Here is a 15,922-nt window from a genome sequence, read left to right on the forward strand (position 1 = left end):
TCAAATTACAAATTCTTCGTATTTAATTGTTTATAAATTGGTTTATCACTAAATGTTAATTCCGTTGGTCTAACACCTTCTGTTTCAAACACAATAATTTGGTTTTTCCCCTTGTGTAGCAACGGTGCAGGTAAATAAAGGTAACAAGTTGGGCCTTCATTCCAATAACGCCCTAGGTTTTCGCCATTAACAATGACAACCCCTTTACCTAATTTGCTAGTATCAATAAAGGTATCTTTTGGCTCGTCATCAATTGTTAAGGTAAATTGATAGAAAGACGGTGTTTGAGGATCTTGCTTGCCTGAAAAATCAATCTGATCTAATTTTTCAAAATCAATCGCATATTGTTCCCATCCAGTATGGAAATGCAGATCGAGAATTGCTCCTGCCCCAATACCTTTATGCTGTGTTGGAGCCAGTAACTTACCGCCATAATTGACTCGTCCCATATTTTCAACCAATAGATCTAATTGAAATTGTCCATTTGGCGTTTGCAACATAATGTCATTACCAATTTCGTGTTGATATTGAGTTGCGACCTTTTGATGATCATTAAAGACTTGAACACGATCTCGGCATTGGTAAATTCTTAGCTTGATCTCACCGCTATGTGCAACAGGTTTTGCTCGATAAAGCATATAGCCATAATAATGCCCTAGGGTTTCCATTGTTTGAGTGAATGGACTATCGTGGCGTTGGCTTATGCTATCTAAAGTGCTAAATAGAGAGACCTCTTTCTCCATAGAAATCGCTGGATAGGCTGTGATTTCAGGTAAAATTGGCTCTTTGATCTCACTGGAATCAGGATAAGTTGCGAGCAGTTTTTGCAACAAATAATATTTTTCTGACGGTTCTCCCCATTCTCGCACAGGGGCATCATAATCATAGGAAGTGACTTGCGGTAAATCAGTATCTAAGCGAGCTGAGCAGCCATTCCAGAATCCAAAGTTTGTGCCACCTTGGAACATATAAAAATTGATACTAGCACGATCAAGCAACTCTTTTGTGCAATCCACTAAATCTTGTGCATCACGAGTAATCACTGGTTCTTTCCAACGGTTAAACCAGCCATCCCAAAACTCCATACACATTAACGGATAAGACTTGTTGTGATTATCAAAATAACGTTGTAATTCATCTAAATTTTGATTGGATCGAGAGCCAAAATTACCCGTTGGCAGAATATCATCATCGATCAACGCCCCTGCTTCGAGTGCATTTTGCCAAGCACCATCTGAAGTAAATAGCGGTACGTTCACACCATACTTTTGCATTAATGCTTTAATCGCTCTTAAATAATCTTTATCGTTACCAAAAGAGCCATATTCATTCTCGATTTGCATCATTAAAATATTGCCCCCTTGGGTAAATTGATAAAGGGCAACGCGTGGCAATAATTGTGAGAAATAACGATCCACTTGTGCAAGAAAAACGGGATCATTTTGACGTAAACGGATATTAGGAATATTCAACAGCCAAGCAGGTAATCCGCCAAACTCCCATTCAGCACAAATATAAGGGGTTGGACGCAAAATAACATATAAGCCTAACTCTTGGGCAATTTGCAAAAATTGAGGCAGATCTGCCTGCTTGCTAAAATTAAATTGGTCAGGTTGAGGTTGGTGTAAATTCCAAGCGACATAAGTTTCGACGGTATTGCAGCCCATCGCTTTCAAGTTATAGAGGGTTTTATACCAATATTCAGGTACAATACGGAAATAATGCACTGCCCCTGAAATAATTTTGAAAGGTTTACTATTTAATAAAAAGTCTTTTTGTCCGATTTCAAACTGCATATATCGTCCTTATTTTTCCAATTTCTATTCTGAGTATAGGTGCTGAATAATGGCTAAAATCGCTTGCATATCTTTGCCTTTGTAATCAGCTAGGCTTTGATCCATTGCCATGCGATTTTCTTCATAAGCGATGACTTTTATTCCCGCCCCTTTAGCAGATTCAATCCCGAGGCTTGAATCCTCAATAGCAATCGCCTGATCTGCTGATAAATTAAAATGCGCTAATACATGCTGATAAATTTCAGGGTGCGGTTTACTTTTAGGGAAGACTGTGCCACTAACCACATAATCAAAATATTGTCTGATGCCACAGTCCGCTAGAATTTGTTCCATTCTTTTTACTTCCGATGAAGAGGCTAACGCAAGCTTGATATTATTTTGTTTAGCAAATTGAATAATGTGTAGAATGTCTTTACGGAAGATAGAAAAGTAATCAATATTACTTAAGTGTTGTTTACTAAACTCACCTAATTTTATGCCGATCTCTTTGATTGATAAATTAGACTGGCTTAGATCTTTAATAGCTAGATATAAATCATCATAAGAACGCCCGATAATTGCCGAATATTCTTCGTGACTGATCGGGGTCGTTCTTTGTTTTATTTGCTCGACAAATTTTTGTAAATAGCTAAAGCCTACAAATTCACTATCGACAATCACGCCATCCATATCAAAGATGATCAAATTCAACATACATTCTCCTATTTATTTTTATTACTGCAGTAGGATTAGTAATCCAATCAATCTGATAAGTTTCAATATTCGCCCAAAACGAGCTCGTTATACAAAATGATTCCCCTCTACATCAAGAGGGGAATCACTCAAAACATTAGCCTTTTGCTAATAATCCTGCCCAAGAGAGGATGATACACAATAGGATAATAATCATAATGGCTTTATTGGAATTCATTTTTGGTCTACCAATTAGCCAGTAGATAAAGAACACCACTAATGCTGGGACCAATCTTGGTAAAATTAAGTCTAAGTTAGCTTGAGCAGACACGACTTTTTCACCAATGGTTGCGGTTAATGGTACGGTAACATTCACCATGGTGGCACACATGACCCCTACAACGAATACCCCTAATACTGTTGCCGCATTGGTTAACGCATTGAGTTTATGACCTAAGTTAGTGACCAGGTTTACCCCTTCACGATAAGCAATTTTGAGTTGAACCCAACGGAATACCATTGTTGCAATCGCAACTAATACCCATAAACCAACACCAAGCGGGTTACCATTCACTGCCATTGTTGCAGCGATTGCCCCCATAATTGCTGGAACAAGTGAACCGAAGATTGCATCACCGATTGCAGCGAAAGGTCCCATTAAACCGGATTTAATCCCTGCTACTGCTTCTAATGAATCAGTACCTTGTTTTTCTTCAAGTGCAAGGTCAATCCCTTTTACAATAGTGTTAAAGAACGGACTGGTATTAAAGAATTGGTTATGCATTACCATCATTTTTTGTAATTCAGGTGTGTTATCACCATACATTTTACGAAGTTGTGGTAATAGAATCCAAAGGTAACCAGAACCTTGCATACGTTCATAGTTCCAACCCAATTGGTTGAAAAATAAGTTACGAATATTAATTTGGCGGAAGTCGGCTTCTGTTAATTTATAGCCTTTTGGGTTGCCTACTTGTTGATTAGAGTTCGTCATCTTCAATTTCTCCTTCTACAGAAGTCGTTGTATTTTTTGCAACAGGTGCTGAACCACCTTCTACACTACGTTGATAAACCATATAAGCGAATGCAAAACCGATTGCTGCCATTGCAAGCATTGGTACGCTGTTGTAAGAACGTCCAAGTGATGCAGGGAGTAAGCCATCTAACGCATTACCAATTGCAGCTACGTTGCCGAATAAAGTAATGAGGATTGCAGTTAAAGAGAAACTTAAAATTAAGTACGCAATATGGCGTTTTGTTGGTAAGTAACGAAGTAAGATTGCAAAACCGAGTGCTGGTAACACACCACCTGCAAGGGTTAAACCATCTGCGATAACTTTTAAGAAACCGTGTTGCATTGCTTCTGCTAAGCTTGCAACAAATGGACCACCGAACACTAATGCAAGGAAGATTGGTAAGGCACGAGAAAGCCCCCACGCGATCATACCTGATAGATAATTGATACTAATTGATCTATATGCGTGATCTTGGATATTTTTATCAATGCGGTGTGCAAAGAATACGTTAGACATTCTTGCTAAGATATCGGTATAAACCATCAATGCAGCAATTGGTACAGCTAATGTTGTTAATGCAAGTTGTGGATCCATACCTGCTGCAACAGAGAAGGCTGTTGCAATAACAGTTCCTGAGTTAGCATCAATACGAGATGCACCACCGAATGTACCGACACCAAGTACAGTTAATTGCATTGAACCACCGATTAATAAACCAGTTGTTAAATCACCCATAATTAAACCTGTCACAAGACCAGCGAATACAGGGGATCCTGCACTAGACACAATAGTAAGTTCATCTAAGATTTGATAAAACGCATAGATCGTTATCAAAAGGATCTGCCACCATTCGATCATAATCGTTACTCCTCTATAAAAGTTTCATTAAGTCCACTTTTTCTTCATTAGGTACTAATTGTGCTGTCAAATTGATACCTTTTGCAGAAAGTTTTTTAAACACTTCAACATCATCATCAGTTACGTGAACTGTTTTTCTGATAGGACGTGTTTGATCCGTTTTTGGCATATTCCCTGCATTGATATCAGTTAATGCCACACCCTGTTCAACAAGTCTTAACAAAGTTTGCGGATTACGAACAACAATTAATACACGTTGGGAGTCATAACGCCCATCTTTAATATTAGTTGCTGCTTTTTCAACAGGTAACACACTCAACTTAACACCCGCAGGGCAAGCTAAGCGTAAGCCTGCTTTATCAATATCACTCGCTGCTGCTACATCATCAATCACCATAATACGAGTAATATCAAGATAAGATGTCCATAGATTCGCGACCTGACCGTGAATCAAACGACCATCAATTCTTACATTCAAAATTGCCATACTTATCTCCTTAAAAATTATTTGTATGAATAGAGTGTGACACCTTGTACAACTCGATTTACCTCACCTGTTGGGCAAGGGTTATCAGTGGTATAACCAAGATGTAATGAACTGTAAAATGAATAAAGCTGACCAATCACTAAGAATGGGAAAATTCTTGCCGCGTCATCTAATTTGTAAATTTCTGCTTTGAACTGACCGCATTCATCTCCAAGTAATAACACTTGATTAGCTTTTTTATCTTTAACTAACTCGTTATAGAGATCGCGATCGTATTTCGCTGTATAAGTATTCTGAGAAAGGAATACAAAAATTAATGTTTCATTTTGTACTAATGACTTAGGACCGTGACGGAATCCCATTGCGGACTCAAAGAACCCTAAACGTTCGCCAGCGGTTAATTCCAATAATTTTAGCGATGTTTCTCTGGCTAATCCTTGGAAATGTCCACTACCTAAATAAACAATCCGCTTAACAGGTAAATGTGCGAGTTCTTGTATTTTCTTCGCATCGTCATTTAATAACTGCTCAGTCACTTTAGCGAATTGTTCAACCCATTGTTGATTGAAAGCTTCAGGGGCAAAAGTTAATAATGCGGCAAGCATCATATTGCTCGCACTAGACGTCATTGCAAAGCCTTGATCGTGAGTTGAATCAGGAAGCGCCAAAGGATAAGCGGTCGGATTGTCGCTACATTTTGCAAAAAGTGATCCTTTTACGTTATTGGTAATGGCTAAATGATAGGCTTCTTTAACGATATCATTGACACGATCCACTGCCCCAATACTTTCAGGGCTATTACCAGAACGGGCAAAGGAAACTAATAAGGTTGGTTTATCTTCAAAAAGATATTGATAAGGGCTTGAAACAAGATCGGTACTGGCAATCGCTTCTACTACACAACCTAATTTCTCACTCAAGACAGGTGCAACGACTTCGCCAATAAATGCAGAAGTACCCGCACCAGTAAAAATAATTCTTAGCTCGCCTTTTTTAGCACGAGCAATCAACGGACTGACAAAAGACTTAACATCAGAATCAGCAATAATATTAGCCGTTTCTAACCAAGTTGCTGGCTGTTGAGCAATTTCTTTTGCTGTCCAAAAAGCATTTTGATTCTCTAATGTCTGATTTGAAATATTGAGGATCATTCCACCTACCTCACAATGTAATGAATACTCGTTCGGGAAAAATGAAAAGATACTTAAGTTAGAAATATCTCAACTAGGCTGTTAGACGATTAAGACTGAAACACCTGAATTTTCGAGATACTCTTGATAATTTTTGGGTAATTTATCATCTGTCACTAACACATCGATCTGATTAGCTGGGCAAATAACAAAATCACTATATTGCCCAAACTTACTGGAATCTGTCACAACAATAATCTGATCTGAAGCTTCACACATTAAACGATTCAAATGGGCTTCTTGCTCATTAAAAGTAGTAATACCTTTATGTAAATCAAATCCATCAACCCCAAGAAAAACTTTATCAAATCTGTACTGGCGTAAATTATTATCTGCCATCACACCAGAAAACGACATGGCGTTCTTGCGTAATACACCGCCTGTCATACGAATTTCAACATTGGGGCAATTGACTAATTCAAATGCAATATCCAATCCATTCGTCAATACTGTTAATGATAAGTCCTTTAAATATCTTACGATTGCTTTCGTTGTTGTTCCAGAATCTAAAATAACTCGTTCACCATTACTTAGCAATGATGCCGCCATTTTTCCTATCTGTTGTTTTAATTCAGGACAATGATTACCTTTATCTGCAATTGAAAGCTCTGTAATCAATCGAGAATTTAATACCGCAAACCCATGAGAACGAGTAATATACCCTTGTTCTTCTAAGTTATTCAAATCACTACGAATTGTTACTGTCGATACGCCAAAATGTTGTGCTAAAGCCTCAACTCTTTGGCTATTTGTTTGTTGCAATAATGCTAAAATATCGGCACGTCTTTCAACGCTACTTTTCATTTTTTCTCCTAAGACCAAACAACCACAACATACTTCGATTGTTTTCGATAAGATTATAAAAAATACAAAATTCAAAAACAAACGAAAACATTCGAAAATGAGAAAGAGATCACAAAAATTAAAAGATAAAAAAAAACGGTAAGATCAAATTTGCAAAAAAATGCAAGGATCTTACCGCTTGTCCGTAATGATTCTATTTATTTAGCTAACTTCACCTCATGTAGCCATTTATCAATTAAGCGTTTTCCTTCTTCGCTTTTACCAAAATGCTCGAAGTCAATATTCACGAGATTCACTTCATCCAGTTTCACTGATTGTGGTGCAACTTCTGCAAATTTATTGGTTGGAATTTGATAAACGCCATGCTCTCTCCAAGGGATTTCTTGTGCTTCTTTGGATAATACCCAATCCATAAATAATTTGGCATTATCTAAATTTCTTGCGCCTTTGATAATACTCACTCCGCCAAGAGCATATCCCGCACCATCTTTTGGTAATACATACTCAACTTTTGCACCCTTCTCTTTTTCCGTTTCATAACTATGCACAAAGCCTACTGAAACGGCACTTTCTCCACGAGATAAATTAGACGTCACAAGGCTACTTTTTACATATTGGGAAACATTGCTATCTAATTTTTTGAAAAATTCAAAAGCTTTTTCTTCTCCCCATAGCTGAATTAACGTTGCCATAATCGTGTAGGCTGTACCAGAACTACGTGGATCAGGTAGCTGTAATTCCCCTTTTAATTTAGGATTAAGTAAGTCTTGCCAAGTTTGCGGAGCTGAAATGCCAAGTTTTTCTAATTTTTCAGTATTTACTCCCATGCCTAAGACCAAAGCATAAACAAGAGAAGTATAGTCACCATGTTTATCTTCGATGAGATGCTTGAATTGATCAACGGTTTCTGCTTGTAAAGGGGATCGATATTTCTCAAGTAAACCTAACTCCCCTGCTTGTAAATGAGGCTCTAGCGTACCGCCATACCAAATATCCGCTTGCGGATTATTTTTTTCCGCTTTGATTCGCCCTAAAATTGTGCCAGTGCCACCATGTACAAATTGCGTTTCAACATTATTTGCTTCAGCAAATTGCTTAGTCATGTCCTCACATACCACTGTTTGCACAGTACAATACACTGTCAATCGTCCTTCTGCTTGAGCAGAATTTGAAAATAATGTCGCTGAACTTAATAATAGTCCCGCTAAAATTGGTTTAATTGTTGTTTGCATTATATTTTTCTTCCTGAAATAAATAGAAATTTGAGTGTAACACCTACACCTTATCTTGAAAATCAGAAGTTAGCTTCTTTTATGCTAAAATACCGAAAATATAGCCTATCATTCTAATTAGTAAACTAAATGAACTCATTACATAACATAAAAATCGTTTTAATTGAAACCTCTCACAGTGGCAATATCGGTTCGGCTGCCCGTGCGATGAAAACAATGGGATTAACCCAACTTCGCTTAGTTTCGCCCAAGCAAGAAATTGATGATCAAGCGATTGCCTTATCAGCAGGGGCGAAAGACGTACTTGAACAGGTTGAAATTTTTGAGAATTTTAATGATGCCGTAGCCGATTGCCAATTAGTGATCGGTACCAGTGCCAGACACCGTCATTTGCAAAGCACCTTGATTGAACCGAGAGCCTGTGGCGAATTAACGGTTCAACGAGCAAATCAAGGGAATGTGGGTGTAATATTTGGTCGTGAACGAGTCGGGCTAACCAATGAAGAATTACTCAAGTGCCATTATCACTTAAACGTGCCAACCAACCCAGAGTATGGTTCGCTCAATCTTGCCATGGCTGTCCAGTTAGTTAGCTATGAAATTAGAATGGCTTGGCTCAATTTGCAAAATAAACCGCAAAACTTACCGCTTGTAGATTATCCAACGACAGAAGCCTTAGAGCATTTTTTTGCTCACACGGAATCACTGTATAAAGAATTGGGATTCATTAAAAATGATGCGGTCATGCTCAAACTCCGCCGTTTATACCAACGGGCAGAGTTAGAAAGTACTGAATTGAATTTATTGCGAGGAATGCTAACGGCAGTAGAAAAATATAAAAAATAACTAGCCTAGAAAATAGCATTTACAGTGCTTGTCGAAGTTTACCTTGATTATCAGCAAGCATTTTTTCTGCGGTGTTTTTGTCAACATTAGCTAAGATCATCATAATGGCTAATTTTGCATTATTATTGGCAATGGCTAATGTTTCTTCCGCCTTCTCTTTACTGCATTCGGTGGCTTGCATCACGATACGAATGGCACGAGCCACCAATTTTTGATTGCTAGCTTGCACATCCACCATCAGATTTTGGTAACATTTTCCCATCAAAACCATACTTGCGGTAGTAAGCATATTCAGAACTAATTTTTGTGCTGTACCTGATTTCAAACGACTTGATCCTGTTAGCACTTCTGCTCCAACAATTGTATCGATCACAATATCGGCTATTTTACTCATTGCAGAATTGGGATTACTCGCGATAGATACCGTCGTTACTCCCAATGATTTTGCATACTCCAATGCGCCAATCACATAAGGTGTACGACCGCTCGCGGCGATTCCCACTAAAACATCATTCTCGGAAAAATTGACGCTTTGTAAATCAGCTTTTCCCTGTTGGGTATTATCTTCTGCTCCTTCAATCGGATGACGTAATGCTCTTTCTCCACCAGCAATAATACCTTTGACCATTTCAGGCGATACACCAAAAGTGGGTGGGCATTCAGAGGCATCTAACACGCCTAACCGTCCGCTAGTGCCTGCTCCGATATAAACAAGTCGTCCACCACGTTGAAATGCTTCAACAATTTTTTCGACTGCTTGAGCAATTTGCGGTAAGACTTTTTCTATGGCTTGTGGCACTAATTTATCTTCTTGATTCATTAAGGTCACAATTTCTAATGCTGACAAACGATCCAAATTCATTGAATTAGGATTACGTTGTTCAGTGATGAGTTGAGTTAAAGTCTTTAATAAATCTTGTTGTGCCATTGTCTTGCCCTAAATGTTTGATGATTAAAATGCTATTGCAGATTATTTTGGAAAAATCACACCTAAACTGACCGCTTGTGTCGCTCCTGTTACACTCGGTAAATTAGAGGGTAAATTATGCATACGCTGATAAGCCAACCACGCAAATGCCGTTGCTTCAACATAATCGATATCAATGCCGTATTCTGTGGTGGTAGAAACGTGCCAATCGGGTAATAATTTACCTAGTCGTTCCATTAATAATGGATTTCTTGCTCCGCCACCGCAAACGAGTAATAAGCAAGGTAAGGTTTTCTGTTGGGAAATTTTTGTGAGATCTTGTGCAATACTTCTTGCGGTAAATTCAACGAGAGTTGCTTGAACATCTTGCGGTGCAAGCGGCGAGATCTGTGCTAATTTTTGCAATAACCATGCTAAATTAAATAATTCTCGCCCAGTGCTTTTTGGTGGGGCTTGATCGAAAAAAGGTTCATCAAGTAATTTTGCTAACAAGTCATCATTCACTTTACCCGTTTTTGCCCATTGTGCATCTTTATCAAAACGCTGACCCAAATGCTTTTCAATCCAAATATCTAACAGCGTATTACCTGGGCCAATATCATAACCTATCGTATTTTGATTAGGGTCGAGCAATGAAATATTACTGATTCCGCCAAGATTCAATACCCCAACAATTCGCTCAGGATCACTAAATACTGCTTGATGAAAAGCGGGTACTAAAGGCGCGCCTTGCCCACCTAGTGCCATATCTTTACGACGAAAATCAGCAATTGTGGTAATGCCTGTTTTTGTTGTCACTAGATTCATATCGCCAATTTGCATAGTGAATGGGTATTCACCTTTAGGAGAATGCCATACAGTTTGACCATGACAACCAATCGCTTCAATTTGGTACGGTTGCAACTGCTGTTTTACAAGAAATTGATTAATGCTCTCAGCGTATAATAAGCCCAATTGATGATCGATTTTGCCTAATTGCTGAAGAGTAACCTCCCCTGTTTTTAAAAGCTGGGAGAGTGAACTTCTGAGTGAATCTGGCATTGGCACAAAATCACTGGCAATCAATTTAGGGCTTGATAGACTAAAATCAACTAACGCAAGATCCACGCCGTCAAGACTCGTCCCCGACATCACACCAATATAATACTGTTGCATTTCATCCCTTAATTTAATTGATTAACCCACTCTTTCGCCTGTTGCAAATCCTGTTGCCATTCATTTTGAAGTTGGGTTACCCATTTTTCAATATTTTCATCCCAAAATTCTTGGCTATCGGTTTGTGCCTGTTGGGCAACATCTTGTAATTTAATTAACCCGACGGATGCTAATGCCCCTTTGATTTTATGCGCTTCATCTAATACGGATTTACGAATTTCTGCATCCTTATTCTCACTCCATTTTGTAAACAATGAAGATAAATTATCCAGATATTCTGGCATCAGTTTTGCAAATAACTCAAAATTCGCTAATACGGAATTTTTGCCCATCACTTCAATCAACTCTCTTAATAGACTGTGATCAAATACGATCTTCTCGACAACATTGCTATTGGCTACATCAAAAGGATCAACCGTTTTTTCATTCAAGGTATGCTCTAAGAAATTGTCATCAAAATGGTGACTTAAGCAATCTGCCAATGCTTCTAAGGAGAGAGGCTTACGCAATACATCATCCATTCCTCGTTGCTTATATTCTTCTCTGGTGTGAATAATGTTTGCAGTTAATGCAACTAATAAAGGTAGGTAGTCAATTTCACCTTCTTCATATTGATCTCGCCATGTTTTTGCAATATCAAAACCCGTCATATCAGGTAATTGGATATCGAGTAAAATTAAATCATAACTATTTTGCTTAAATAATTCGAACGCTTCTGCACCAGTCATTGCAACATCGACCTCACATCCAAATTTAGTCAACATCGCCTTGGCTACCACTACATTAACTTGAATATCTTCAACCAATAAGACTTTTAAGGCGTGATTACTGATCTCTACCGTCTGACGAGGAACAACTTCATCAGCTTTAACAGTTAAAGTAAAGGTCGAGCCTTCATTAAGTTTACTTTCGACTGTTAAATCCCCCCCCATTAATTTCGCAATACGTTTAGAAATAGCTAATCCAATACCACTACCAATGGCTTTTTCACCTTGTTCATTTTCTGCTTGGTAAAACATCGCAAAGATCTTCCGTTGGTCTTTCTTATGTATACCAATCCCCGTATCTTTTAAAATAAAACTAAAATGATTTTGATCATTACGCACAACATTCAAACAAATATGTCCACCCGAAGGCGTAAACTTCACCGCATTACTCACCAAATTCCACAAAATTTGGCTTAATCTAGCATTATCAACACAAATAAATGGAGGTAAGTCATAACTACATTGGATATGGAAATGGATCTTTTTCTGCTCAGCCATTAAATTTGCGAAGTTACTGATATTACTAATCAACTGAGAAAATTCAATTTCTTTTGGAAATAATTCAATCCGACGACTATCAATCTTCTCTAAATCAATAATATCACTGAAGATATGTCCTAATGAGACTGCGCTGATATTAATTGTTTTTAAATATTCCCGTTGCTGATCAGATAATTCACCTTCTAATAAAATTTGGCTAAGTCCGATAATCCCATTTAATGGCGTTCTTAATTCATGGCTAATAGTCGCCATTAAAACTGTTTTATCACGGCTATTTTTTTCTATCACTTCTTGATAACGTTTGCGTTCAGTGACATCTCGTCCAAACCCCATAATACAATGTCGATCTTGCACTCGATCGTAATAAGGCACTTTACGAATTTCAAAACAAGATAATTTATTATTTGAATAACGAATCCATTGTTCATAGGTTACGCCTGTATTGCTAATCAGCGTATCTCTATCGGTAGAAATAATTAATTTAGCGGTTTCTTCAGAATAAACATCATTGGGCGTTAAATTAATTAATTCTTTTTCCGTTTTTCCTGTGAGCAATTCCATTGCTCTATTACAGCCTAGAAATTTTCCTTGATCATCTCGATAAAAAACTAAATCGGGCGAAGCATCGATAAATGAACGAAGAAACTCCGCCTTTTGTTCTAATTGAACATTCAATCTCGCATCTTGCTCTCTCAATAAAGAGAGTTTTTTTAATGATTTTTCTAAGTGAATACGTGAATGCTCTAACTTCTCAACAATTAAATTAAAAAAATACAAAACAAAGGGGGCTGAAACTAATCCAAAAGTCATCGAACGAACAATATCACGTGTATTTACGCCACCAGTAAATAACAAGCTCAAAAAAACTTGTGTACTGATTGCCAATGCAGCTAATACAACTAGCCCTAAGAGCAATGCCTTTACTCTCCCTAATTTAAGGACCCAATTAACGTAATTCTGTGCATATTCCTTTGGATTCTTCATCTCAACACCTTTTATATTTTGTTGATAAGCAAGTTATCAATTATCGCCAATAAAATAGGCATAAAATGGCAATAATCGCGATTACTACCCCAATATAATTAATTTTATTGATTTTTTCTTTAAACAGGAAAGCTCCAGCTAAGGTTCCTAAACAAATCACCCCTAAATTCATGCCAGTAAAGACTAAAGTTGGATCATCTTTCATTGCTTGGTGGGCTTTGATATAAAATAAAATATTACAAAAATTTAATATACCTAATAGCACACCCGTTAATAAACTGACTAAGTTCCATTTCGTTCTTTTTAAGGTGAGGTAGATAAACATCACACATCCCGCACCAATAAAAGAAATAAATAGCGTTAATGAAAAACTAGAGCCTGTTTTTGCCATTTCCTTGAATAAAATATCAATGATACCGAATCCAATCCAAACAAAAATAAGGCTAATTAGAGCAACCTTACCGCCTTTACCCGTAATTCCTTCATGACTTTTCCATAACAAACAAATCAAAGCGCCAAATGCGAGTACTAACGCAATCAATTTGTTTTGTGTCACGACTTCCCCAAATAAAGTAAAAGCCGCTAAGATAGGTAAAAAGAGAGAAAGACGTTGCGCTGCATCAGTACGAATAATTCCCGCATACTCTAAGGCTTTTGCTTGAATTAAAAAGACCGTCGGTAACAAAATACCTAATGCTAAGAAAAGATAAGAGGAAGGATTGTCTCTGACGATTTCAACCAAATTTTGTCCTTTAAAATCTGGCTGTAATAGGAAGTAAGATAAAATCGTTGCAATCACATAATTCATTGCAATACTTTGTGCTATCGCAACACCTTTACCTCTTGCAACCTTAATCAAAATACCAACCATAACACTGCACAATACTGCAAGTAAAAGCTCTAACATTTAATCTCCTTTATATGTGTTAGATAAAAACGCACTATTCTAATTGAGATAGTCATTATTTGTTGATTCAAATTTGGCTGGTCAGAGATGTATTGCAATATTTTTATGCTAACTGACCGCTTGTTAACATTATCTACCCTGAAATTCGTGAATATCTCTAGGCTCTTTTTGTTCAATAAGCACTAAAATTGCCGCATCACCTCCCCACTCTCGGGGAGCTTGATGTAAAGCAATCACTTTGGGATGTTGCACTAACCAACGAGGGATCTGGTATTTTAATGCTCGAGTTCCATACCCTGTCATAATACTTGCGCAATAAACACGTTCTCTTTCACAGGCAAGAATTAATGCTGCTAGCTCTTTTTTTGCTTTTTCTTTGGTTAATCCATGCAAATCAAGAAAAAGTTCAGGCTCAAAATCACCACGACGTAATCGTTTCAAAATATGTGGATCGACATCCTCACGACGATAGCGCACTTTGTCATTATCATCAGTAAGTAACGGCTCATATTCATCTGAAAAATAGAATAATGTATCCGCTTGTTCTTTTAAGTCTCGTATTTCACTTATCTTTTCACGTCGTTCATTTTTTGGGAAAAATGTATCTTGCTTAATCTTCTTTACGCCTTTAATTGCTTCATGAAATAAAGAAAAATCATCATTCTCTGACATTATCTATCCTCTAAAACCTATTTTCCTCATTCTAACATAAAGGGAAATATGGTATAACACTTCCGTTTTTATTCACTAGAGAAAATCCTATGTTTGAACCTCATTATAATCTCGATTTATTAGACGAAATTAATTCACCAGCACATCCTATCGAGCAAGACTTACACACAATTGTAGATATGATGCGTTGGGCATATAGCTATTTCAATGCTTCTGATCTGTATTATGGACATGGCTTAGATAATGCTTGGGATGAAGCAAATCAACTTGTTTTGAGTGCTTTAGCCCTGCCTATTGATGTGCCAGAAAGTTTATATTGTTCTCGTTTAACCTTAGTAGAAAAACAACGTATTGTTGAAATGGTTAAACAACGTCTAGGATTAAGAAAACCTGTTGCCTATCTCACTAATTCTGCTTGGTTCTGTGGCTTAGAATTTTATGTTGATGAACGAGTAATTATTCCTCGATCACCAATCGGAGAGCTGATTCAAGAAGGCATTACAGGGATTTTACGTACTGAACCTAAACGTATTCTCGATATGTGTACCGGTAGTGGTTGTATTGCGATTGCTTGTGCTGAACGTTTTCAACAAGCTGAAATTGATGCCATCGATCTTTCGATTGATGCCTTAAATGTGGCGGAAATTAATATCGATCGCCATCAACTTAACCATAGAGTCTTCCCACTACAATCAGATCTTTTTGATTCACTACCACAAGATCATTACGATCTAATCATCACTAATCCACCTTATGTAGATGAAGAAGATCTTGATACTATGCCAGAAGAATTTCACCATGAGCCTGAAATGGCGCTAGGTTCTGGTAGCGATGGGCTAACAATTACCAAACGTATTTTAGCACAAGCAGCTGATTATTTATCTGATAATGGTGTCCTTGTTTGTGAAGTGGGAAATAGTATGGTGCATCTCATTCAACAATTTCCAACTGTACCATTTAATTGGATTGAATTTAAACATGGAGGAATCGGCGTATTCAGCCTAACTCGTGATCAGCTTAAAAATAATCAACATTTATTCGAAAAAGTGTAATTTTTCTAATTTATTTCATTAAAAAAACTAAATCATATTGATAAAAATCCTCTTT

The 15,922-nt window shown here is 37.4% G+C and carries 15 protein-coding genes; 2 read left to right on the forward strand and 13 right to left on the reverse strand.

Going from position 1 to position 15,922, the window contains the following annotated elements; translation table 11 throughout:
* Positions 1–5 precede the first annotated feature (5 nt).
* The 8 genes from A6A10_RS06455 to A6A10_RS06490 form a co-directional block, all read right to left on the reverse strand.
* Positions 6–1,796 carry a glycoside hydrolase family 35 protein gene (locus A6A10_RS06455; RefSeq protein WP_121120824.1) on the reverse strand — a complete coding sequence of 597 codons (1,791 nt, stop codon included), beginning with the start codon at positions 1,794–1,796 and terminating at the stop codon, positions 6–8.
* A 24-nt stretch (positions 1,797–1,820) separates the two neighbouring features.
* A complete protein-coding gene (locus tag A6A10_RS06460; protein WP_121120822.1) occupies positions 1,821–2,489 on the reverse strand; it encodes an HAD family hydrolase in 669 nt (222 codons plus the stop codon).
* A gap of 136 nt (positions 2,490–2,625) precedes the next feature.
* On the reverse strand, positions 2,626–3,462 hold the full coding sequence (locus A6A10_RS06465; protein WP_121120820.1) for a PTS system mannose/fructose/sorbose family transporter subunit IID: 837 nt from the start codon (positions 3,460–3,462) through the stop codon (positions 2,626–2,628).
* Positions 3,449–4,342: a PTS mannose/fructose/sorbose/N-acetylgalactosamine transporter subunit IIC gene (locus A6A10_RS06470; RefSeq protein ID WP_121120818.1), complete on the reverse strand. Its 894-nt coding sequence runs from the start codon at positions 4,340–4,342 to the stop codon at positions 3,449–3,451. Before A6A10_RS06470 ends, A6A10_RS06465 begins: the two co-directional genes overlap by 14 nt.
* 13 nt (positions 4,343–4,355) lie before the next feature.
* A complete protein-coding gene (locus tag A6A10_RS06475) occupies positions 4,356–4,829 on the reverse strand; it encodes a PTS sugar transporter subunit IIB (RefSeq protein WP_121120816.1) in 474 nt (157 codons plus the stop codon).
* Positions 4,830–4,846: 17 nt separating this feature from the next.
* The gene (locus tag A6A10_RS06480; protein WP_121120814.1) at positions 4,847–5,980 is read right to left on the reverse strand and encodes an SIS domain-containing protein; all 1,134 of its coding nucleotides are present in this window, start codon (positions 5,978–5,980) and stop codon (positions 4,847–4,849) included.
* Between the two features lie 81 nt (positions 5,981–6,061).
* The gene (agaR, locus tag A6A10_RS06485) at positions 6,062–6,823 is read right to left on the reverse strand and encodes a transcriptional repressor AgaR (RefSeq protein ID WP_121120812.1); all 762 of its coding nucleotides are present in this window, start codon (positions 6,821–6,823) and stop codon (positions 6,062–6,064) included.
* A 197-nt stretch (positions 6,824–7,020) separates the two neighbouring features.
* Positions 7,021–8,055 (reverse strand): ABC transporter substrate-binding protein, encoded by a 1,035-nt coding sequence (locus tag A6A10_RS06490; protein ID WP_121120810.1) that lies wholly within the window; start codon positions 8,053–8,055, stop codon positions 7,021–7,023.
* Positions 8,056–8,184: 129 nt separating this feature from the next.
* Here A6A10_RS06490 and trmJ point away from each other — a divergent pair, with 129 nt between their 5' ends.
* Complete coding sequence (gene trmJ, locus A6A10_RS06495) at positions 8,185–8,901, forward strand: tRNA (cytosine(32)/uridine(32)-2'-O)-methyltransferase TrmJ (protein WP_121120808.1); 717 nt, start codon at positions 8,185–8,187, stop codon at positions 8,899–8,901.
* A gap of 19 nt (positions 8,902–8,920) precedes the next feature.
* Here the strand turns inward: trmJ and murQ are convergent, their stop codons facing one another.
* The 5 genes from murQ to smrB all read right to left on the reverse strand — a co-directional run bounded on the left by murQ (position 8,921) and on the right by smrB (position 14,815).
* Positions 8,921–9,829: an N-acetylmuramic acid 6-phosphate etherase gene (gene murQ / locus A6A10_RS06500; protein ID WP_121120806.1), complete on the reverse strand. Its 909-nt coding sequence runs from the start codon at positions 9,827–9,829 to the stop codon at positions 8,921–8,923.
* A 42-nt stretch (positions 9,830–9,871) separates the two neighbouring features.
* On the reverse strand, positions 9,872–10,984 hold the full coding sequence (locus A6A10_RS06505; protein WP_121120804.1) for an anhydro-N-acetylmuramic acid kinase: 1,113 nt from the start codon (positions 10,982–10,984) through the stop codon (positions 9,872–9,874).
* Between the two features lie 8 nt (positions 10,985–10,992).
* Complete coding sequence (locus tag A6A10_RS06510) at positions 10,993–13,236, reverse strand: ATP-binding protein (RefSeq protein WP_121120802.1); 2,244 nt, start codon at positions 13,234–13,236, stop codon at positions 10,993–10,995.
* Positions 13,237–13,276: 40 nt separating this feature from the next.
* Positions 13,277–14,143, reverse strand: coding sequence for an EamA family transporter (locus A6A10_RS06515; RefSeq protein WP_121120800.1), 867 nt, complete (start codon positions 14,141–14,143; stop codon positions 13,277–13,279).
* A 129-nt stretch (positions 14,144–14,272) separates the two neighbouring features.
* Positions 14,273–14,815 carry an endonuclease SmrB gene (gene smrB / locus A6A10_RS06520; protein WP_121120798.1) on the reverse strand — a complete coding sequence of 181 codons (543 nt, stop codon included), beginning with the start codon at positions 14,813–14,815 and terminating at the stop codon, positions 14,273–14,275.
* Positions 14,816–14,904: 89 nt separating this feature from the next.
* On the opposite strand from smrB, the gene prmB reads away from it, so the two are divergent.
* Complete coding sequence (prmB, locus tag A6A10_RS06525; RefSeq protein ID WP_121120797.1) at positions 14,905–15,867, forward strand: 50S ribosomal protein L3 N(5)-glutamine methyltransferase; 963 nt, start codon at positions 14,905–14,907, stop codon at positions 15,865–15,867.
* Positions 15,868–15,922 lie beyond the last annotated feature (55 nt).

Source organism: Otariodibacter oris, from assembly GCF_009684715.1.
Taxonomy (GTDB): Bacteria; Pseudomonadota; Gammaproteobacteria; order Enterobacterales; family Pasteurellaceae; genus Otariodibacter; species Otariodibacter oris.